A 20462-nucleotide genomic window follows, 5' to 3' on the forward strand; every position below is an offset into this window, starting at 1 on the left:
ATGAAGGTTCAATGATGGACAAGGAGGAGGAAGAGGGCATGGCACAACTGCTTGAAGTAACCAACCTCCGGACGGAGTTCAAGACTGCGGCTGGCACCATCCGGGCTGTGGACGGCGTCGATCTATCGGTTGGCAAAGGCGAAACACTCGGAATCGTTGGCGAATCCGGGTGCGGCAAGAGCATTACCTCCCTTTCTATTATGCAGCTCCTCCCCAAGGGACTTGGGAAAGTAGCCGCTGGCGAAGTACGGTTTAACGGTGAAAACATGCTGGATTTTTCGGAGCGGAAAATGCGCTCGATTCGTGGCAACGAGATGGCTATGATTTTTCAGGAGCCCATGACTTCGCTAAATCCTGTGTTCAAAATCGGCAAGCAAATTGCGGAGTCTGCCCGCTACCACCACGGTGTAAGCAAACACAAAGCAAAAGACATGGCTGTGGAAATGCTGACGAAAGTAGGAATTCCACGTCCAGAAAAAGTAGCCGCTTCTTATCCGCATGAACTCTCGGGCGGTATGCGCCAACGGGTGATGATTGCGATGGCGATGGTGTGCAATCCGAAGTTGCTGATCGCCGATGAACCGACAACGGCACTCGATGTAACCATTCAAGCACAGATTCTTGACTTGATGCGTGAGCTACAGAAGTCCGAAGGAACTTCCATTCTGATGATTACTCATGATCTTGGTGTCGTTGCTGAAATGTGCGATCGGGTCGTGATTATGTACGCCGGACAAGTCGTAGAAGAAACGGACGTTAAAACTCTGTTTAAAGATCCCAAGCATCCGTATACACAAAGTTTGCTAGCCTCATTGCCGCAATTGAACAGTGATCAGGAGCGTCTGGCTTCCATTCCGGGCCAGGTTCCCAACCCGCTCGATATGCCAAAAGGCTGCCGCTTTGCACCACGTTGTCAGTTTGCTAAGGAAATTTGCCGTGCAGAGGCCCCGGAGCTTACAGAAGTGGAACCCGGACACAAAAGCCGCTGCTTGCTACAGCAGGAGGGATATCATGAGTACACTGCTTGAAATACGTAATTTGAAAAAACACTATCCGATCAAAAAAGGACTTTTTTCCAAACAGGTGGGAGCAGTCAAAGCGGTGGATGGTATTAACCTGACTGTACAGCAGGGTGAAACCCTGGCAATCGTGGGGGAATCTGGCTGCGGCAAATCCACAACCGGACGGGCAATACTCAGATTGATCGAACCGACGGATGGAGAGATTCTGTTTAATGGCACGGATATACGTAAGCTAAACACAGAGCAGCTGCGCAAATTCAGAACGGATATGCAGATGGTGTTTCAAGATCCGTTTGCTTCGCTTGATCCCAGATGGACAGTACAGCAGGTGCTGGAAGAACCGCTTATCACGCATGAAAAGCTAAGTAAAACGCAGCTCAAAGAGCGGGTGGAAGAGCTGCTCGAAGTGGTCGGATTGTCTCCTTATCACGCGCATCGTTATCCGCATGAGTTTTCAGGTGGTCAACGCCAGCGGATCGGGATCGCAAGGGCACTGGCGCTTCATCCCAAATTTATCGTGTGTGACGAGCCAGTCTCGGCCCTCGATGTGTCGATTCAGGCGCAAGTGCTCAATCTGATGAAGGACCTGCAAAAACAATATGACCTGACGTATATGTTCATTTCCCATGATCTGTCGGTCGTCAAATTTATCAGCGACCGCGTGGGTGTGATGTACCTGGGCAAGCTGGTCGAACTCGCACCGACCCAAGCAGTGTTCAGAGAGCCGCTGCACCCGTATACAAAGGCGTTAATGTCTGCGGTACCTGTAGCTGATCCGGGAGCGGAACGTGATCGGATTGTACTTAAAGGGGATGTGCCCAGTCCAGAAAATCCGCCAAGTGGTTGTGCGTTTCATAACCGCTGCCCGGCAGCCATGGAGATATGCAGCAAAGTACAGCCCATCTTTGCCGAAGCTGCACCGGGGCGGCAGGTAGCCTGTCACTTGTACCCAGCTTCTACACCGGAACAAGCGATAGCCGGACAGGCATAAGCCAGCTGAAAAAGAATATGTAGTCTCTTGTGAAGTCAAAAGGTCAAAAAAGGTCAAATTGATTGAAATCTAAAACTATTTTTGACAGATCGCTTAGGATCGGGTTATTTCGGTATTTTCAGCCTCTTTTGAACTTTGAGCCTCGCTCCTTTCGGTACTATAATATGAATCGTAAGAAACACAAACAACAACCAATTAAAAGGAGCTGATTTTCATGTTTGATCTGGTCCCATTTCGTAAAAGAAATGAAGACTTCTTTGGACAAATGTTTAAATCCTTCAATGGTATGGTTGATGACCACTGGCTTGCTCCATTTGGCAGCAACTCTCAGACGTTTCGGACGGATATTCGTGAAGAAAACGACAGATATCTGGTGGAAGCTGAGCTTCCAGGCATTGCAAAAGAAGATATCGACATCGATATTGCCCATAATTATTTGACGATCCGTGCTAAACGGAATGAATATCATGAAGAGAAGGATGATACGAATAAAATGATTCGACGGGAGCGCCGTTCTGGGGAATTTGTCCGACGCTTCTATGTGGATCATGTTGATGAAGAAGGCATTAAGGCAAAACTGGATCAAGGCGTATTGAAACTTGAAATTCCTAAACGTCAGGGTGACGATCGTTCCCGCAGACAGATCCAGATTGACTAAAGGGGTATGATGTAGAAGACAGGGCTGATTAATCAGTCCTGTTTTTTTGTGTACGTCCTGTTTAAAAAGACTCGATCACATTGTAATTGAGCCTTTTAACTGTCTAATATTACTGGAAAAACGTAGAATAAAACTTTGGACAAACACAGTGACGCTTAGCTTGCGGAGGAGGTATCCCTCCTTCGGTTTAAATTCTTGTGAATTAGAGTCGCCCTCTGCTATAAAATAGGCTATCTGCTATGCTAAAATAATGAAATTACCTGTAAAGCTATTATAACCATACTTCTCGCATGCCGGAATCAGCCGATGCTATGGACACGAAGAAGGGAGGATACATCCTTGGAAGCAATACTAAGACGTCACTGGCCGGAGTGGAACGGAACGCTACAGAAACGAACCGGGGGTTGGAATAATACGACGTATTTTGTTAAGAGTGGTGGACAAAGCGGGGTGCTGCGCGTCTACGATACACACAGGGATCGGGATAAAATTGAATTTGAGCATGCGGTTTTGCAGGAGCTGAGTAAGCATTCTCTATCATTCAGGATACCCCAGCCTATTCCAACGGTCACGGGAGAGACGCTTGCTCAATTGGAGAAGGAAAGCGGCAAATATGTGTGTTTGTTCAAATACATAGAAGGCATATCACCCCTGAAGCAGGATTCAAGCTTTGCCTATTCTTTTGGCGAGGCTACGGGCGAATTATTGGCTGTGCTTGCGACATTCAATCTTGATATGACCCCAGTCTATCGACCGTATTATGCTTTGCAGCAATCCTATCCATTGTGTAACCGGGAAACGGTTCAAGGCTTTTGTTTACATCCGCCTGAGCCTCTAAAGGATTTACATGAAGAGCTGCGATTGATAGGAGAAGTTTATGAAGAGATTACAGATTCGCTTCATGCATTGGAAGAGTTGCCGCATCAGCTTGTACATGGAGACTTGAACGCTTCCAATTTGTTAGTAAAGGATTCGGATCATAGTCTAGTAACTGCACTGCTTGATTTTGAATTTTGTACGCTAGACGTTCGGGTCATGGAGCCGGCGGTCATCTTATCAGGATTTTTGGGACAATCGGAGGAGGAGACAGCAGTTCGGGATTTTTGCCGGGGCTTCAGTCGCCAGGTTCATTTAAGCCACAACGAGATTGATGCTTTGCCTGTTTTGATGCTGCTTAGGAAGGTAGACGTATTTCTTCATTTTTTGAGTCGCTTTCTGGAAGGAACGGATCAATCACACGTGTTGCAAGAGCAAGTCAAACAGATCTCTGCTGATTTGCTCCAACTGTCTACCAAAAGTAGCTGGATTCAGGAGGAGTTGATCCAAGCTGGAACAGTGTATGAATAAACGAGCTATATGCCGTGCTATGTTATAGTCTCTGGAAAAATTGAGCCTAAGTCCATTGAGATGTACTCGGAACTGGAGGAGTAGATGAATCGTTGGTTAACGAACACGTTACGACCGTACTTCGGGCTGAAGGCGCTGGAAGAACATTGGGACGTGGTAGAAATTAAAGATGGATACTTTATTTGTATGGACGGGGATGTCATTCGCAAGCGAATTTCTTTCACTGAGGATACCTATGGAGAAACCGATGTAGAGATTCTTACGCGTGACCGGGCATTTGTTTTGCCTAAAACGGCTCGTGGCAAAGAGAAAAAGCTGAATTACACAAGTGTTTCGAGCATCAAGGCAGAAGGCGTAACCTTTTCAGCAGGCATTCGAAGGGATCGTCCTCTTAGTTATGTTACTATTGTGAATAGCAAAACGGGTGTGAAACTCCCTATTACGGGATGTGAGCATTTACATAGTAAAGAAGAGATCATCGATTGGCTTCAGCAATATCCGTCACTTGTGCCCAAGGATTACGATCACAGGTTGCACCGACTGAAGCATATGAAAAATCAGCGTTATAAAACAATCCCGGGAGACATCTTCCGCGTGGAAATAGACCTTTTCACAGATGGATATGTACTGGTCATTGGAGATCTGCGCCAAATGCAAAAGGATCAGTTGTTTGCGGAGGAAAGCATTTGGAACAGTGTCATGACCATGCCTTTATTCGTGCGTCCGTATTTGTTTACGAGTCGTGACCGTTCAACAGCTTTGGAATCCATCACAGCCGCCCCATTATCCGAAACGACCTGGATTGTTATGGATGATTCCTTTATGCGGGGGGCCTATGAGCGGGTAGGGCATAAGCTGTTGGTGGAAGAGGATATTGTGTTCCCCATCGGCTATGGCTGTAGTACGGATAGTAGAAAAGAAAGAACGTATAGTCTATCCTGGGGAACGGGCACGGTTTGCAAACCGGAAGGGGGTACAGTGTTCAAGTCTTCGCGAAAATTTTTAAATAATGGTGTGTATTCAAGTGTCGTTGCCGACTGCTTTGGACCCTGGGAAGAGCGGGAGTGGCACAAAACGCTGGATAATCCGTTATATCAGGATGAGCGTCGAAAAGCACTGGCCGAATTCGGATTCCCGGAGGACATTTCGTATGATGAGTTCAACCGTCAAACGGGAGGACTGACGCGTTCGGAATATCTCGCATATTTGGCAAGAACCTATGGCGGGAAAAAGTGATACAAACGAATTGAATTTTTTAATAGGAGGGGCCAATGAAATATCTTAAAGATTGTCCGGAACCAGGCATGGGAACCTGGTATTTTGAAATAGATTCGGATGGAATAGCCTATCGACAAATTGTCATCCAGGATGATGGCACGTATATCGCCTCTAATCGCAAGCACGAGCAGTATCATTTCTTATTAGCTGAGAAAGCGATTGATGATACAGAGCCCTATTATACGCAAATTACAAAAAAAGAGTTTGAAGAAATCTGGTCCAATTATCTTCACACCTTCAACCAGGAATGGCACCAAATCAAAAATGCACTGCCCGTTGGGACTAAGGTAAAGGGTTATATTGAAGCATTTTTCCCACACGGTACGCTTATTCATATTTTCCAGCATCATGCGGTCGGATTGTCAGACACTCGTACATATGAGGAAAAGAAACCATCCGAGTGGATGTATCCGAAGCATGAGGTCACGGCAATTGTAAAAGGATACGACGAAGTGAATCAGTGGGTGATTTTAGATCAAACGCAGGTTTTCAAACATCAGTTCGCGGGTTGAAAGGGAATTTTAGGATATGCGGGAAGGGGAATGAACATGCATACTTTAACGGTTGATGAACTGGTGGATAAGGATAACCATGCATGGGAAGAGGTCACAAATATTCTGAAAGAAGGCCGGAATTCTCATCACATTGTATCGTCCAAATCGGAATCCGCTCCAGGGGACACGCTGTACCGTTTGCAGGTGAGTACGAAGTCGTATTTGGGAACAGTTGCCTATGAGACAGGAGGAATCGTGTTTGATTACGGTTGGATCACCTTGCTGGGTGCAGGTGGCTCTGGAATTTTTGGTAGCTTAACCTCATGGAACGGGCTTCAAGAGCCGGAAAGTGTTCCTGCGCTTGAGGGGATGCTGATTGTGGCTTATGATGCAGCAGGTGGATTTTTTGGATTGGATACAGGGAAATTCGGACGTAGTGGTCATATCTACTATTTTGCACCAGATGCATTGGAATGGGAATCCACAGAGCTGGCCTATTCCGGTTTCTTGGGCTGGTTGGCTGAGGGAGATTTAGACTTGTTCTACCAGACATTCCGCTGGAACGGTTGGCAGAAGGATATGGAGCAACTTCAGCCGGGAGAGGTATTTGCATATTATCCGCCGCTATGGACTCAGGAAGGTGGAGGGGAGACCAGCAGCAAGTCGCCTATAGACATTACAAAAGCATGGCAGGCGGTAGTGGATAAGGAATAGCTTGCTCGGTAGAAATAACAACTCTTAGAGGCATCGAGGTATGGAGGTTGGCTGATATGTGGAGTATTCACTTTGAACAGCAGTTTGTAAAAAGTCTGGAAGCAACGGAAGAACAAATCGTAAATTTTTTGAAAAGATGGAACATAAAGCTATCGGAACAAGAGATTCACGAAATCAAGCAAAGACAAGTGAACCCTTTTCCAAAGTCGTCTCCATTCTATGATCAATATAAACCTTTAGATCCTGTGAGCTGGCATCTGCCCCAAGGGCAATTTCCTGACAGCTATATGGATTTTTTGAGATACTCTAACGGCGGGGAGTTTCAAAATGGAGAACGTTATTTTCAGTTTTTTAATACCGAAGATTTGAGAGAAATGAACCTTGCCTACGAGTTACCGGAATATATGCCGGGTGCTGTATCGTTTGCGATGGATGGGTGCGGAAACCACTATATGTTTGATATGAGAGAGGAAAAAAGAAACAATGAGTATCCCGTTCTTTTTGCTCATTCTGGTAGTTTGGGATATGACGAATGTGAACAGGTTGCCCATTCATTTATAGAGCTGTGTACGGAAAAATGGGCATTATATTGATGTATTGAACCCGCAATAATGAACCCTTCGCCGGTTCCATTTTGCGGGTTATGTAAGTTTTCAAACTAAGCCTGTCATGCTACTTATTTGCATTCATCATTTCAATTAACACTTGATGTACCATCGGTAAGGTGGTAAAACCGTCACTTTGTAAAAAGTGTCCTCCATGGTCTACTTCATGGAAATCGGCTTGGATGTCTTCAGCTAGTTTCTTACTGAGTGCAAAGGGCACAATTGTGTCATCCTTTGAAGCGATAACTGAACGCGCTTTTAGCGAATCCATGATTTGCTGATAATCCAAATGGCCATTTGTAAATTCATCTAATGAAGGTAGACTCGGCACTGGATCAGTAAAACCGGAAACGAAAACGAGACCACCAAGTGGTTCTGGGATACTTACTTGCTGTAGGTATCTTAATATGGATACACATCCCAAGCTATGACCAATAAAATAGGTGTCTTTATGTAGAACTTTAATATTTTGTAATAGATGCTCGATCCACTCATTAAGTTTGGGGGATTGCGAGTTGGGCATCTCCAGTATACCTACCGATACTCCATCTTCCTGTAATTTGTCTTGTAACCAAGGGAACCAATGATCGGCTGGCGAAGCTGTGTATCCGTGGATTATATATACTTGTTTTTTATTTTGTATGTTTGTCACAATACTTTCTCTCCCATCATTCAGCGTTCATTGTTTATATGTGCCCCACTTCGTGTAAGGACTCCTCTTCTAGTTTAACAAATTCTTTAAGCCCATGAATATCTAAAATTTTGAGTTACATAGCAAGTCCAAATATGAAGTTGCCTACTATAATATTCTTATTTTTGCAGTACCGTTATTTTACTTATAAATTTAAGCGCTTTCTACCGATATATAGATATATATATCATCACGTTCTGTGATCTGCAGCGTGAACTATTATCCATAGACGATCTGGAGGGGTTTGGATGAGTAACAAGCTATCAGACAGGACTAAAAAAGGAAAAGGTTTTAGAGATTTAAAGGTTACGACAACGATGATCTCCATGATTGTAATCAGCTTAGTGGGTTTACTCATTGTATCGTTGGTAGGGGTTATCGGTATGTATCAAGCTAAAGAGGGTCAAGGTATTTTGTATGTAGATCGCTTTCAACACCAAACGAATATTCTTGAAGTCAAAAGTGATTTCTATAATATGCGGGCTAATTATACCAAAATACTCGACAATAAGGAGTACACAGATAAACAGTATAAGCAAGTGCAGAAAGGAAAAGATAGCGTTACAACCGGACTAAATGAATTCTCACAAAGGAATTTGGATGCTAAGGAACAGAAATTGTACGAGGAACTACGGGGGAGTATAGACACATATTATCAGGATATTGAGCAAATCATGGCAGTCAAAAAAAATAGCGGAACGTATGACACGGAAGAGAGAGGCCGGATTAATAAATCCAGTACGGCAATTGTTACGATGTTGACTACGATTTCAGATTATAACAATGAGCAATCCGCCAACTTATATCAAAATACGCAAAATGAGATTAAAATGCGTACAATTGTTTTGATCACGGTTCTGGCCCTCGTGCTGGCTATTCTTATCACCATCTCCTTTGCGGCTATTCGAAATATCCGTTTTCGGATGAGTACAATTACGAAATACTGTGAGGAGATTACCCAAGGGAATTTAACGGCAGCACTTGATCCTACCTTGCTCAAAGGAAATAATGAGATCGCTGTCATTGCTCGTGCCATTCAACAAATGACAGATTCAACCTCAATGGTCATAACGGGGGTTATCAATGAGTCACGCCAAATTAACCAACTGAGTGACCAGACGAATCATAATATGACAGATCTCAATGAGCGGATTAGAGATGTATCTGCCACGGTCGAACAGCTGTCAGCAGCTATGGAAGAGACTTCGGCATACACCGAAAATATGAACCATTCTGCGGAAGAAATGCAGCGGGCAGCGGAGTACATTTCGGTCAAAACTCAAGAAAGAGCTCAGTCTGCCAATGATACAAGTGTAAAAGCCGAAACATTGAAGCAAGCGGCTAGTGAATCCAATAAAGCAGCCAAGGAAATTTACCGGAAGGCCAATGAAAAGATGAAGGAAGCGCTAGAACGAGCCAAGGGCGTAGACCAAATTCGTTTACTTTCTCAGTCCATCTTAGAAATTACGGCACAAACCAATTTGCTGGCTCTAAATGCATCCATTGAAGCGGCTCGTGCGGGTGAGTCAGGTCGAGGGTTTGCGGTTGTGGCTAACGAGATTCGCAAGTTGGCAGACGGCTCCAAACACGCGGTAGACCAAATTCAGAGTGTTACTCAAGAAGTTGTGCAATCTGTTGAGAATTTAACAACTAATGCCGAAGAATTACTGCACTTCCTGCAAGCCCAGGTAGGCAAGGATTATCAGCTGCTTGAGGATACAGCAGGACAATATTACAATGATGCTGTGGAGCATACGAACACGGTCAATGATTTGAACGCCACCTCTAAGCAGGTGAATGAAACGATCCAAACCATGGTAAGAGCAATCCATGAGATTGCAACAGCCAGCGAACAGTCTGCTATATCCACTCAGCACATTGCAGAGAATATGGTTTCATCGACGGAGAAATCTCTTGAAGTGGCACACCAGTCTGATCAGGTGAAGGAAAGCGCGGCCCGACTGAATGAACTGGTCGAAGGTTTTAAAATTTAACGAGGCCAATACACAAAGACTAGGGAAAACATTACATCGAAGAAAAACAGTTGGGGAGCCGTAAAAAGGCTCCCTTTTTGAGTTTACTCTTCTAAGGTTGCTTTTGGACTACAGTCAGGAGTCCGTATCCCGTAGTTCTTCCTGTTCAGCCATTTGCATTAGCTTATAGATCTGACGAGTTGTGTTCACATTCCGCACCGTCATTTGCTGATACAGCTTGGAGCCGACTAATTTCGTTAACCCGCTTTTTGTGACTTGTTCTTTGCTGACAGAAAACAGAACGGCCCCGTTCGTATATATTACATGGCCTATTCCCGGTTTCAAAGGAAGCTTGTCCAGAACGGAAATATCGTTAATTTCATCCCACAGGAACATTACATCACTTTTCATCTGTGTATCATTAGACCATTCATTCGGCAGTGCCTCTATAATGGTCTGAATCTCCTTCATATTACGAACGATGACGCGGATGGGTAAGCTAAAATCCTCCAGAATCGCCTGTTCCAATATGAGCGATAGCTCCTCGTTGGACTGACCTTGACTGGAAAAGATGATGTTTCCAGAATTGATGTAAGTCGTCACCTGCCCCATACCTGCATGTTCAAACGTTTGCTTGAGCTTCTTCATCTCGATCTTGTTATTGCCGCCAACATTGATGCCCCGCAGTAATGCGATATAGATCATATAAGCTCCACCTCTCTTCAAAAAAAAGGATTTCTAACAAAGGGATAGGTATTCCATTAAATACGTGGTTTGATTTTCGCTCAACAGCGGATGCAGCAATGGTTTTACGTGCTCGATATATTCTGTTTTGGTTTCGTATGTTTCTTCATCTTTCACTTCTCCCTTAAAGGTACAGGCACCATCAATCAGGATGGAAAGAGCAGTAAAGAAGTTAGCCAAAGAGTCAGCCACCTGCTGCGGCGCACCGCCTTCGAATGCAGCATATACAGGGGAATCGGGTCCGCTAGTATCGACAATGACTGGATCGTCATTAAAAGTGGCAATCACGACATGATGGGGCGGCCACGAAGAAGATTCTTGGACAAGCTCACCAGATGTAATCCAGCGATAGCCTAGTTGTTGGCGATACAGGTGTTCTGGTGCAGCAAAAAAGAGGACAGCAGCATCCCCAATTTCAACTGCCGCATTTTTCAATTTGTGTGTACCTGCTGCCTTAGCATCGATCATTTCATAATGGCTATACAGATACTCAAGTTCGGGGGATACAGGAATCTGGCTGTCCCAGCAATCTGAAATTTTCTCCATCCGGGGCTGGATGTCGTGGTTTTGGAACAGCCCGTAGGCTTCATTATATAAGTTTTGCTGTTGTACAAAACGGGCCAGAGCTTCACTTAATTGTTTCATAGGTTTGCATTCCTTTCTAATTTTAGGCTATGACCTCCGACAATAACGTTTCATTTCTAGCCTAAAGATATCATAATACAGACATGGAGAACATATGTTTCTGTAATTGTGCCACCTTGCCAGTCTAACCAGATTAATTTTACAATATAGGAGTTCGAACATGTTTTGTGCTTAGTTTAATATGCTCAGGCTTACTTGTAAGGAGGATAAGCATGTCATTTTCTAAAATATACGATTACAAATTAAGAGCTTATTTTAATGAGCGTATTTCTGATTTAAGTCATGAATATCTATTTTATTCTTATCCCGATCAAGAGCAAAATTTAAGAATATTAAACCTGAATATAAACGAGCAGGATTATGTTTCTCTAGTGCGATGGCATGATCTGTTTGACAGGTCGCTATTTACAAAAATGGATCATGTCATTCGAAGCGAACTGGATGCTGAACGCCTGATTCGATTGCTTTCGCTCATTTTTAATGTTTTTGATATACATAAAGATGTTGCTTATAGGAGAAAAAACTTATTTTGTTTTTATTATCAATATCAAGTTTCACATCTAGCAGAGAGAGGCAATGAATTCACGTTTGCTCAGGACAGACTATTTTTCCTTCAACATCTTTTATTTGAACTGGGTTTAGGTGACGACATTTATGATCGTTTAACGATTGAAAATAATAGGATCATGTACAGAATGGAAGACGCACAATATTATGATCTGCACATTCTTATTAACATTTTGCATGAGCATATTCACAAAAGTAAGATGGATATGGATACACAAGCAGCGCTGGAAAAAATAAAATTTTTACAAGGCCAATGGGTTAACTTCATTCTGGGTAGTCATGATGTATATGATTTTCCATTCGATGATTTCAACAAGCCGTTTGTAGAAGCAACGATGTTTATACAAGCCTACAAATCTAATAAAAATAGGGTGTTAGAGGTGCTGATAGACTGTATCAATGAGCATCAATCTCCAACAGAGCAGTTCATCTCCCATTTGATCTTGATGAATTACTCCTATTTTGTTCTCAAAAGAGATCCTAGCGAAATTACATATCTTAAGTTGTTTTGCAAGAAAAAACCGGGAGTTTTTATGAAAGTATTGACTGCATTGCTTGATATCAGATTTTTCGTTGATAAATCCAGCTTCATAAATGCGGGTATAAATTATTATTTATCCAGAATAAAAGGGGTTTAATGATGCCATTCCATCACGTTTCTTTACCTGATTTACCACCGTCCATCGGACGCCTTACAGCCATTCATCCACTACAGGGTGACTCTCAGGAAAGCATAACCCTGCTGGCACTAAACACACAAGCAGAACTGTGGAGACTAGAACTTCGCTCTGGCAGCACTCGTTTACCATCACGAGGCGGGGATTTTCATTGAATTAAAACCGAATAGCCGTTGTACAGCCTTGATCTACGAATAAAAGGCGTTACCGCATTTTTGCTTCCTTCCTATTGTATGGAAAAATATGTGTTAGTTATTACATTTGAAAAGGGGCGTAAAACCAAAATGGCACTTATCAAGGATCGTTTTTTGGGATGTCTGGTTGGGCTGGCTGTGGGCGATGCTTTGGGAACCACTGTGGAATTCAGCAGTCCAGGTACATTTGAACCTGTAACGGATATCGTGGGCGGCGGTGTATTTGGGTTAAAGCCGGGCCAGTGGACAGACGATACGTCGATGGCGCTCTGCTTGGCCGAGAGTATGGTACGTAAAGATGGCTTTGATCCGGCAGATCAAATACGCCGATACACCAATTGGTACCACTTGGGATATATGAGCAGCACGGGAACGTGCTTTGATATCGGTGGTGCAACGAGAGCAGCACTGCATCGCTTCGAAGCTACCGGAGATCCGTACAGCGGGTCCGTTGACCCCATGACTGCCGGCAATGGCTCTATTATGAGGCTTGCACCTGTGGCTATGGCCTATGCGAACCGTCCGGAAGAGGCGGTGAAGTACGCTGAGATGAGCTCGCGAACCACCCATGGAGCAGTCGAAAGTGTGGAGGCTTGTGCTATGCTTGCTTCAATCCTTGTGGCAGGTCTGCGAGGAGCGGACAAAGAATCCATGTTATTGGCGGAGGTCTGTTATAAGTGGCGGCAGGACGAGCCCGCTTATTCGGCAGCCATTGAAGAAATAATTCGGGGATCTTACCGGCATAAAGGGCCGCCCGAAATACAAGGAACCGGGTATGTCATTCGTTCCCTTGAGGCTGCGTTGTGGGCATTCCACCATTCGAATTCATTTGAAGAGGGGGCACTACTGGCAGTGAATCTGGGGGATGATGCCGATACGACCGGGGCGGTGTACGGGCAAATTGCAGGAGCTTATTACGGAATAAGTGGTATCCCGAGTCGTTGGCGCGAGAAGCTGGCGATGAAGGAGACGATAGATGAACTGACTGAGGCTTTATGGCAGAAGGTCGAGAAGGACCAAACACTCTAAGGAGATATCTATAAAGATCAAGCTGGGCTGCTATTCTTATGAAGCAGAACCCAGCTTTTTTTGTTCACTATTTTCATGACGATTCACCTCTTGGGATTACTTCTTATATCGCTCGACCCCATTAAATTTCGTAACCTCACAGATTTTTTTCCGTATAAAGATAAAAACATGATCCGAATTCGTTCCCTCAGGGAGAAATGCAACCATGTTTAACAAAATGAGAAGTAGAGGTAATGCATCATATGAATGAAAAATTACAAGCCAATACAGGATATCAGCTGGCTGAGCGGAAGGCGATTCAGTATTTTGCATTACTGTATGATCAGGTCATAGACAAATCTTATGTGACTACCCTGACAGAAGATATTCAAAAGTGGAAAAAAAATCATCTTCAACATTCCTCATGGTTATCCTTTTTTTCGCGGAGAAAAAGAAAACCTGATACTCGGGACTATAATAGATACATTCAATGGCTAAATTATACAGGCAAATTGGATGATTATCTGGACCGAAGTGTCTCCTATATTTATATGAGGGACCTAGGCAAAGCTCTGGATTCTCCTGACACACATACCCGGATTCAGCGTGTGATTGCAGACGTAAAAAAACACTTGATCCAATCCACCCGTGCAAATGGGGGAGACCAACCGGAATTTATGAATTTGGCCGGGGTGTATCGGTGGGCCCAGAGGGAAGGTATAGAGACCGCGATAATTTGGGTGATCAACAAACTTAGATCCGTATCCTCCCATATTCCCAAGGAGATGGATGCCGAGCAAGCCCAGCGCAAACTGATTAAGATCATTGTCGGGGTTATTCTGCATGTGATGGAAGAAATGGACGATACAGTGTCGCCTGTGGAACGTGCTCGCAGACTTGATGAAGCCATCAGGCTTGGGTACTCCTATGGTCTAACCTATCCTTTCATCGATGATCTTCTCGATTCCCAGGTTCTGAACGTTCAAGAGAAAGAACAATATTCCCGTATGATACGTGCCGCGCTTCTCAGTGGATCTGTGCCTGAGTTGGGCAATTGGACTGGAAATCATATGAAGTTGATTCAATACATACATTCGGAGCTCTCGGATGCATTTGAGTATATTAAGGAACATCAGCGACCGGACACACAGCAAACCTTTTTCGAGCAGGCCTATGTCTTTTTTCATTCTCAAGATATTGACCGTGTTAAGGATCTAACGCGAGCTACTTATACCAATGAAGAGCTTTATATACCCGTTATTTTGAAGTCCTCTTCGTCCCGCTTGATTGTCCGTTCTGTGATTAGTGCTCCTGCGGATGAGGGCTTTGAGCAACGAACATTCTTTTATGGTATCTATAACCAGCTTGCTGATGATTTTGCGGATATGGTTGACGATATGAGAGACGGTGCGGTAACACCTTATACCTACTATTTAAAATATCATCATCAGAGACCGGATTTGATCAATCCCTTTGAATTATACTGGGCGGTTATTTCCTATTTGATCCACAACGTATATGACTCCGATGCCATGGCTCGTGAGGTGATACTGGATCGTGCAATGAATGGACTCAAACGTTATAAAGAACGTGTAGGTACAGAAAAGTATAATGAAACGATGGAGATCTTTGCATCCGGAAATCCGGAATTTAATAATCTCATTCAGAAGATGGTACAAAAAGCGGATGATGTAGATTTCTTAGATAAGCTGCTTCGGGACCAAATGATTACCCATCTGAAAAACGATGCAAGGGAAAAGGAAGACTTTTTTAATACGGTCAAAATGGTCCGTGAGCAGATTAACAACCAATTGAAAATTACCAAGCCTCAAGGGATTCCGGCCATGAAGGAACAGCTTATTGAGGCTGCAAATTACAGTCTTGAAGGGGACGGGAAGCGGATACGGCCTATATTGACTTGGGTCATGGGCGTGAACGAATATGGATTAGATGCATCGGCAATCGTGCCACTTCTGAGATCACTGGAGTATATGCATACCGCATCCCTGATCTTTGATGATCTTCCTTCCCAGGATAATGCGTCTACCCGTAGAGGGCGTCAGACCTTGCATCAGGTGCACAATAGCGCTACCGCGGAATTAACCGGTCTGTATCTGATCCAGAAGGCGATTGGAGAACAATCGTCCCTTGACCAGTTCAATGCTGAAACGGTGCTTTCTTTGATACAATACTCGGCCCAGAAAGCAGAAGATATGTGTATGGGGCAGGCGATGGATCTGGATTCCAAAGGAAAGGCACTGACCTTGGAGCAGCTGAATATGGTGTGCTTTTACAAAACAGGAGTGGCGTTTGAGGCTTGTCTGGTTATGCCAGCCATGCTTGCACAGGTCAAGGAGTCGGAAATTGCTGCTTTGAAGAAATTTGCCTATCATATGGGGATTGCTTTTCAGATTAAAGATGATTTGCTTGATGTGGAAGGAGATATGCTCTTACTCGGAAAACCTGTTGGTCAGGATTCGGATAACAACAATTCGAATTTCGTGTCCATCCTTGGTCTAGAAGGTGCCAGTAAAGAGATGTGGGAACACTATTGCCTCGCGATGGAAGCATTAGAAGAGATCCCACGCAATATTGCTTTTCTGAAGCACTTAATACATTATGTCGTGAACCGGGACCGTTAAAAAACGAATGTACCCCATTGCTCCACAAGAGTAATGGGGTGTTTTTACGTTGAGACAGAAGAGCTGCTCATGTTCCTTCGTTCATCGGTAATCCTCTAATGTGATATAAATATGTCTGAGCACACAACACAGATATGTGAATATCTGGTGACTTCAGTACCCCATTTTGCCCATTATGGTGCATTCTCCCTTATAATAATACAAAACAGACGAGGAGATGAACTCCAGATGAAAAAAGGAATCTTAGTCGCTTCAGGGTTGGTTGTTGCCGCATTGGGGACGTACCTAATTGCAGGGAATATTCAGAGAGAAGGGACGGACAACCCGGGGAAGACAAATATCAAGCAATTGGTGCATGATATCAGTGCAGGCAAGGCAACAGCCCAGTCCGCTTCCATTAATTCCAGTCAGTTGATTGTCACAGAGGACGATACTCAGACCGTGAATTATGATTTGCCTGACAACGAGTTTTTTGTTTCGATTGCACCATATGTGGAGCAGACCCACCCTTGTGCAACTCATAGTCTAACGGGCTGCCAAGGCGAAATAAAAAACGGAGCGTTCAATGTGACCGTTCACGACTCCGAAGGGAATGTCATTATGGAGAATGCCGCCATGAAATCACAATCCAATGGTTTTATTGATTTATGGCTACCGAGGGATAAAACATACCGCATTAGCGTGAATCATGAAGGTAAAACGGCTGAAACTGAATTCTCTACATACGAGAAAAACGATACGTGTATCACAACGATGCAGTTGAGTTAACGACGGAGGATGAGGGTTGAGCTTACGGATCGCTGAAACGCTCTAAATCCGCAAAACCCTGCGTTCTCATATGTAGCTTTTAGTAAAGAGCCTACGTCTGACGGAGGCTCTTTGTGCTGCCCTAATCTTTTGCTGGAGTTAACGAACAGGTTAGGAGGGAATCTATGAGGAATCAGATAGTAAAACTTTAAATTGTGTATACTAAAAACCTATTAAAATAGCTGCAAACTTCCGACATATTATCTAAGAGCTTTTCGCTCAATATTCCTCGGGGAGATGGCAGCATGTCACAAAATATAAAAAAGCGGGTAATCAGATCATCCAGCATCGCGAACACATTAGCCATGGTTTTGTTAATCATTATCGTTGTCGTCTTTGCAACCTTGGGGACGTTCATGTTTGCAAGCACGCAAAGCATACTTGTCAAGCAGCAAGAGGCCATGCTCCAGACCAAGACGCAGGCCGTTGTCACTCAATTCGATGCGTTGTTTAAGGAAAAGGGATCACTTGTCAAACAAATGTCAACAAACAATCTTTTTAAGCAATATTTAGAAACCACCCCATCGGCAGAAATGGTGAAAACTTCTCCTTATGCTGCCGAAACAGTAGCGACTCTGGCAGCCATTGTAAAGGCAGAGCCATCTTTTGCCGACGCTTGGATTGCAGGAATATCTGGTAAAGGCTTCTTTCTTCAGAATGATGGTGTTGCTTCTAAACCGGATTTTGATATCCATACACGCCCATACTTCAAGCCAGCTGTTGAAGCAGACGGTTTATACTACTCAGAACCCTATAAGGACGTCAATTCGGGTAATGTGCTCATGGGCATTTTCTATCCGATTAAAGATAGCAGTAATCAATTAATCGGATTTGCTGCTGTCGATATTGCTTTCAAAGACATCCCTGCCGTTATGCAAAGCTATTCGCTTGGAAGCACAGGTTATTCGATTCTTGCATCCAAAACAGGTGATATTTTGTATCACCCCGATCAAAATAAAGTGCTGAAAGAAAAGATTAACGAAAGCACAGGTGATCTTGGGGAGATCGGAAAGAAAATGATTGCCGGCGAGTCTGGAGTACAGCTAATTAATGATAATGGGGAACGTCGTTATATCGGGTATGCAACCAGTAAAGATACGGGGTGGTCTGTAGGCTTAACCATTTCTGAAGATGAGGTGCTCTCAGAATTAAAAGCGTTTACCTGGATTACCATTGGCGGTTTTGCGGCAGCCACCATTCTGCTCGTTGTGATTTGTTATATAACGCTCCGTTATCTGTTGAGATCAATCCCGAAATTGCTTGCAAAAATCAAGCTGATTGAAAATGGAGATTTGACCGTTCAGTTTGATACGCATTCCAACAACGAAATCGGGCAAATTTCTCAAGGAATTTACAATATGGTTCAAAAAATTCAAGGCATGCTCCAAATGGTGGGCGGCTCAGCTCAAGTCTTGAATCAGTCTTCAAATGATTTGCAATCCATTTCTTCCAGAACCGCGATCACGATGAACGATACGGCGACAGCAATTAATGAGATTGCCAATGCAACGAACTACCAATCCATCGAAACGGATAACATTTTACAAAAAACCGGAGCATTATCCGGCCAAATTGACGAAATTGCCAATGATGCCAAAGCCATCGAAACGATGGTGCAGATCTCTGCTGAGCAAAGTGGACAGGGGCTTGCTGTAGTAGATCAGTTATCCAGATGGGCTGAAGAAAATCATAATTCCACACAAGCGATGTCGTCGATTATTCAGGATATTGATCTGAGCCGTCATGAGATTTCCAGCATCGTGGATACGGTCAACCAAATTGCAACGCAGACCAATCTGCTGGCGCTCAATGCTTCCATTGAAGCTGCACGTGCAGGAGAACAGGGCAAAGGGTTTGCTGTTGTTGCCGGAGAGGTTCGCAAGCTGGCTGAGCAGACGGCGCTGGCGACACAGGAAATCTACAAGAAGGTACGTGTCATTGAAGAAAAAACCAGTGTATCGGTTGAGCATACAGTTCATGGGCTGAAAATTGCAGAAGAAAATGCGAGATCGGTGGAGGACACGAAGCAAGTATTCTTTAGCATTAACAAGGATTTGGAAGATTTGAAATTGCGAATGATCCAGATCAGCAACAACACCTCCAAAGTCCACAAGCACAAAGATGAGATTTTGCAGGCGTTGGAGATCATCTCTTCTACCACAGAAGAGAATTCCGCTTCAACCGAAGAGGTTAGCGCCAGCACGCAGGAACAATTGGAGAGCTTCGAACAGGTTGCTGAACTATCCAAACAATTAAACCAATTGTCCAATAAGCTTCAAGACGAATTAAAACAGTTCAAGGTGGAGTAACATGGTAGGTGGCGGCGATGCTATGGGATGATGTGACGGAGGAACTGGACAAGTAAAGGCAAGACACTTTATGATGATGAAAATTGGACTTAATGGATCAATAATTCACTCTGAAAGAATCAGGGACTTAAGATGAATATCCATCTTAAGTCCCTTTTTTTGTGTAAAATTAGATTTCCAATTTTTTGAACGGCTGATATACTAAGGAGGCAAGGGGACAGCAGCAGACGATTAAAGCATACATATCGCAAACGGAACGCTTTTTTTGCCGGATTGCAAGGGACCGAAGCAAGCATAAATGATGCGGTGGTGCAAAAATATGCGCTGGTGCTGCTCGAAAAAGGTCTTTCGCACGCTTATGTTAACCAAGCGATCAGCGCGCTGAAATTTCACTTTCGCCATGTGCTAAAGCAGCCCAAATCCGCAGCCTATGTTCGTCCGAAAAAGGAGAGTAAACTGCCAGATGTGCTGTCCCTGAATGAGGTTATGCGTCTGTTGAAAGCAGTGAAAAATCTAAAGCATAAGGCTATTCTGTACCTGACGTATACATCCGGGCTGCGGGTAAGCGAAGTGGTGAGGTTGCGTCTTGAAGACTGCGACCGTGAACGGAAAGTACTGAAAGTTCGTCAGGGAAAGGGCAGGAAAGATCGGCAAACGCTGCTATCCGAAGCGGCTTTTGCGGTGGTCGAGCAGTATATAGGGGTGGAGCAGCCAGCAGACTGGCTGTTTCCTGGGCAGAGGGAAGGCCGCCACCTGACGGAACGTTCAGCGCAAAAAGTGTTTGAAAAAGCGCTGGTTGAAGCGGGCATTCGCAAACAGGTGAGTATCAATTCGCTGAGGCATTCCTTTGCGACCCACTTGCTGGAGAATGGGATTGATCTTCGCTATATTCAGGAACTGCTGGGGCATCAGAGTGTGCGAACAACGGAGCGCTATACACATGTGAGTAGGCGGGACATTGGGCGAATTCAAAGCCCACTGGATCAGATGGACAGGCTGGAGGATTGAAACGCAGAAAGTGCGGGAATAAGGAGAAAAGTGCAGGATTCACGAAGTTCGTGAATATGACGAAGAGAACATTCTTTCGGAAGTTCGT

At 44.2% G+C, this 20462-nt stretch carries 19 protein-coding genes; 16 read left to right on the forward strand and 3 right to left on the reverse strand.

Annotated elements, in window-relative coordinates; genetic code table 11:
- Positions 1 to 38: 38 nt before the first annotated feature.
- The 8 genes from NLX73_RS01280 (at position 39) to NLX73_RS01315 (ending at position 7097) form a co-directional block, all read left to right on the forward strand.
- Positions 39 to 1028: an ABC transporter ATP-binding protein gene (locus tag NLX73_RS01280; protein WP_061829731.1), complete on the forward strand. Its 990-nt coding sequence runs from the start codon at positions 39 to 41 to the stop codon at positions 1026 to 1028.
- Positions 1012 to 2013 (forward strand): ABC transporter ATP-binding protein, encoded by a 1002-nt coding sequence (locus NLX73_RS01285; RefSeq protein ID WP_254325169.1) that lies wholly within the window; start codon positions 1012 to 1014, stop codon positions 2011 to 2013. Before NLX73_RS01280 ends, NLX73_RS01285 begins: the two co-directional genes overlap by 17 nt.
- A 214-nt stretch (positions 2014 to 2227) precedes the next feature.
- Positions 2228 to 2671, forward strand: coding sequence for an Hsp20/alpha crystallin family protein (locus NLX73_RS01290; RefSeq protein WP_250266386.1), 444 nt, complete (start codon positions 2228 to 2230; stop codon positions 2669 to 2671).
- Between the two features lie 339 nt (positions 2672 to 3010).
- Positions 3011 to 4018, forward strand: a complete 1008-nt coding sequence (locus NLX73_RS01295) for a phosphotransferase (protein WP_254325170.1) — start codon at positions 3011 to 3013, stop codon at positions 4016 to 4018.
- Between the two features lie 84 nt (positions 4019 to 4102).
- Complete coding sequence (locus NLX73_RS01300; RefSeq protein WP_254325171.1) at positions 4103 to 5254, forward strand: immunity 26/phosphotriesterase HocA family protein; 1152 nt, start codon at positions 4103 to 4105, stop codon at positions 5252 to 5254.
- 35 nt (positions 5255 to 5289) lie between these two features.
- Positions 5290 to 5808: a hypothetical protein gene (locus tag NLX73_RS01305; protein ID WP_254325172.1), complete on the forward strand. Its 519-nt coding sequence runs from the start codon at positions 5290 to 5292 to the stop codon at positions 5806 to 5808.
- 36 nt (positions 5809 to 5844) lie between these two features.
- Positions 5845 to 6504, forward strand: a complete 660-nt coding sequence (locus tag NLX73_RS01310; protein WP_250260801.1) for a DUF2625 domain-containing protein — start codon at positions 5845 to 5847, stop codon at positions 6502 to 6504.
- Between the two features lie 56 nt (positions 6505 to 6560).
- Positions 6561 to 7097 (forward strand): SMI1/KNR4 family protein, encoded by a 537-nt coding sequence (locus NLX73_RS01315; RefSeq protein WP_254325173.1) that lies wholly within the window; start codon positions 6561 to 6563, stop codon positions 7095 to 7097.
- A 79-nt stretch (positions 7098 to 7176) separates the two neighbouring features.
- Here the strand turns inward: NLX73_RS01315 and NLX73_RS01320 are convergent, their stop codons facing one another.
- Positions 7177 to 7761, reverse strand: a complete 585-nt coding sequence (locus NLX73_RS01320; protein ID WP_061829653.1) for an RBBP9/YdeN family alpha/beta hydrolase — start codon at positions 7759 to 7761, stop codon at positions 7177 to 7179.
- Between the two features lie 287 nt (positions 7762 to 8048).
- Here NLX73_RS01320 and NLX73_RS01325 point away from each other — a divergent pair, with 287 nt between their 5' ends.
- Positions 8049 to 9794, forward strand: a complete 1746-nt coding sequence (locus tag NLX73_RS01325) for a methyl-accepting chemotaxis protein (RefSeq protein WP_254325174.1) — start codon at positions 8049 to 8051, stop codon at positions 9792 to 9794.
- A 114-nt stretch (positions 9795 to 9908) separates the two neighbouring features.
- Here the strand turns inward: NLX73_RS01325 and NLX73_RS01330 are convergent, their stop codons facing one another.
- On the reverse strand, positions 9909 to 10478 hold the full coding sequence (locus tag NLX73_RS01330) for a DUF1697 domain-containing protein (RefSeq protein ID WP_254325175.1): 570 nt from the start codon (positions 10476 to 10478) through the stop codon (positions 9909 to 9911).
- Between the two features lie 33 nt (positions 10479 to 10511).
- Entirely contained in the window at positions 10512 to 11162 is a 651-nt protein-coding gene (locus NLX73_RS01335) for a hypothetical protein (protein ID WP_254325176.1), read from the reverse strand.
- A gap of 212 nt (positions 11163 to 11374) precedes the next feature.
- Here NLX73_RS01335 and NLX73_RS01340 point away from each other — a divergent pair, with 212 nt between their 5' ends.
- The 7 genes from NLX73_RS01340 (at position 11375) to NLX73_RS01370 (ending at position 20374) form a co-directional block, all read left to right on the forward strand.
- On the forward strand, positions 11375 to 12367 hold the full coding sequence (locus tag NLX73_RS01340) for a hypothetical protein (RefSeq protein ID WP_254325177.1): 993 nt from the start codon (positions 11375 to 11377) through the stop codon (positions 12365 to 12367).
- Positions 12368 to 12369: 2 nt separating this feature from the next.
- A complete protein-coding gene (locus NLX73_RS01345; protein WP_081112441.1) occupies positions 12370 to 12561 on the forward strand; it encodes a hypothetical protein in 192 nt (63 codons plus the stop codon).
- A 129-nt stretch (positions 12562 to 12690) separates the two neighbouring features.
- On the forward strand, positions 12691 to 13629 hold the full coding sequence (locus NLX73_RS01350) for an ADP-ribosylglycohydrolase family protein (RefSeq protein ID WP_254325178.1): 939 nt from the start codon (positions 12691 to 12693) through the stop codon (positions 13627 to 13629).
- 233 nt (positions 13630 to 13862) lie between these two features.
- Positions 13863 to 16250 carry a polyprenyl synthetase family protein gene (locus tag NLX73_RS01355; RefSeq protein WP_254325179.1) on the forward strand — a complete coding sequence of 796 codons (2388 nt, stop codon included), beginning with the start codon at positions 13863 to 13865 and terminating at the stop codon, positions 16248 to 16250.
- 228 nt (positions 16251 to 16478) lie between these two features.
- A complete protein-coding gene (locus NLX73_RS01360; RefSeq protein ID WP_254325180.1) occupies positions 16479 to 17018 on the forward strand; it encodes a CueP family metal-binding protein in 540 nt (179 codons plus the stop codon).
- A 284-nt stretch (positions 17019 to 17302) separates the two neighbouring features.
- The gene (locus NLX73_RS01365) at positions 17303 to 19366 is read left to right on the forward strand and encodes a methyl-accepting chemotaxis protein (RefSeq protein WP_254325181.1); all 2064 of its coding nucleotides are present in this window, start codon (positions 17303 to 17305) and stop codon (positions 19364 to 19366) included.
- Positions 19367 to 19675: 309 nt separating this feature from the next.
- Positions 19676 to 20374 carry a tyrosine-type recombinase/integrase gene (locus NLX73_RS01370; protein ID WP_254325182.1) on the forward strand — a complete coding sequence of 233 codons (699 nt, stop codon included), beginning with the start codon at positions 19676 to 19678 and terminating at the stop codon, positions 20372 to 20374.
- Positions 20375 to 20462: the final 88 nt, after the last annotated feature.

The sequence above is a fragment of the Paenibacillus sp. CH40 genome (genome assembly GCF_024213605.1).
Classification (GTDB): domain Bacteria; phylum Bacillota; class Bacilli; order Paenibacillales; family Paenibacillaceae; genus Paenibacillus; species Paenibacillus polymyxa_B.

Excerpts from the sequence above, each read along its gene's own strand:
- NLX73_RS01280 (WP_061829731.1), top strand. The coding sequence starts at position 39 with ATGGCACAACTGCTTGAAGTAACCAACCTCCGGACGGAGTTCAAGACT.
- NLX73_RS01340 (WP_254325177.1), top strand. The coding sequence starts at position 11,375 with ATGTCATTTTCTAAAATATACGATTACAAATTAAGAGCTTATTTTAAT.
- NLX73_RS01350 (WP_254325178.1), top strand. The coding sequence starts at position 12,691 with ATGGCACTTATCAAGGATCGTTTTTTGGGATGTCTGGTTGGGCTGGCT.
- NLX73_RS01305 (WP_254325172.1), top strand. The coding sequence starts at position 5,290 with ATGAAATATCTTAAAGATTGTCCGGAACCAGGCATGGGAACCTGGTAT.
- NLX73_RS01335 (WP_254325176.1), bottom strand. The coding sequence starts at position 11,162 with ATGAAACAATTAAGTGAAGCTCTGGCCCGTTTTGTACAACAGCAAAAC.
- NLX73_RS01365 (WP_254325181.1), top strand. The coding sequence starts at position 17,303 with ATGTCACAAAATATAAAAAAGCGGGTAATCAGATCATCCAGCATCGCG.
- NLX73_RS01345 (WP_081112441.1), top strand. The coding sequence starts at position 12,370 with ATGCCATTCCATCACGTTTCTTTACCTGATTTACCACCGTCCATCGGA.
- NLX73_RS01355 (WP_254325179.1), top strand. The coding sequence starts at position 13,863 with ATGCATCATATGAATGAAAAATTACAAGCCAATACAGGATATCAGCTG.
- NLX73_RS01360 (WP_254325180.1), top strand. The coding sequence starts at position 16,479 with ATGAAAAAAGGAATCTTAGTCGCTTCAGGGTTGGTTGTTGCCGCATTG.
- NLX73_RS01330 (WP_254325175.1), bottom strand. The coding sequence starts at position 10,478 with ATGATCTATATCGCATTACTGCGGGGCATCAATGTTGGCGGCAATAAC.
- NLX73_RS01285 (WP_254325169.1), top strand. The coding sequence starts at position 1,012 with ATGAGTACACTGCTTGAAATACGTAATTTGAAAAAACACTATCCGATC.
- NLX73_RS01290 (WP_250266386.1), top strand. The coding sequence starts at position 2,228 with ATGTTTGATCTGGTCCCATTTCGTAAAAGAAATGAAGACTTCTTTGGA.
- NLX73_RS01310 (WP_250260801.1), top strand. The coding sequence starts at position 5,845 with ATGCATACTTTAACGGTTGATGAACTGGTGGATAAGGATAACCATGCA.
- NLX73_RS01325 (WP_254325174.1), top strand. The coding sequence starts at position 8,049 with ATGAGTAACAAGCTATCAGACAGGACTAAAAAAGGAAAAGGTTTTAGA.
- NLX73_RS01300 (WP_254325171.1), top strand. The coding sequence starts at position 4,103 with ATGAATCGTTGGTTAACGAACACGTTACGACCGTACTTCGGGCTGAAG.
- NLX73_RS01315 (WP_254325173.1), top strand. The coding sequence starts at position 6,561 with ATGTGGAGTATTCACTTTGAACAGCAGTTTGTAAAAAGTCTGGAAGCA.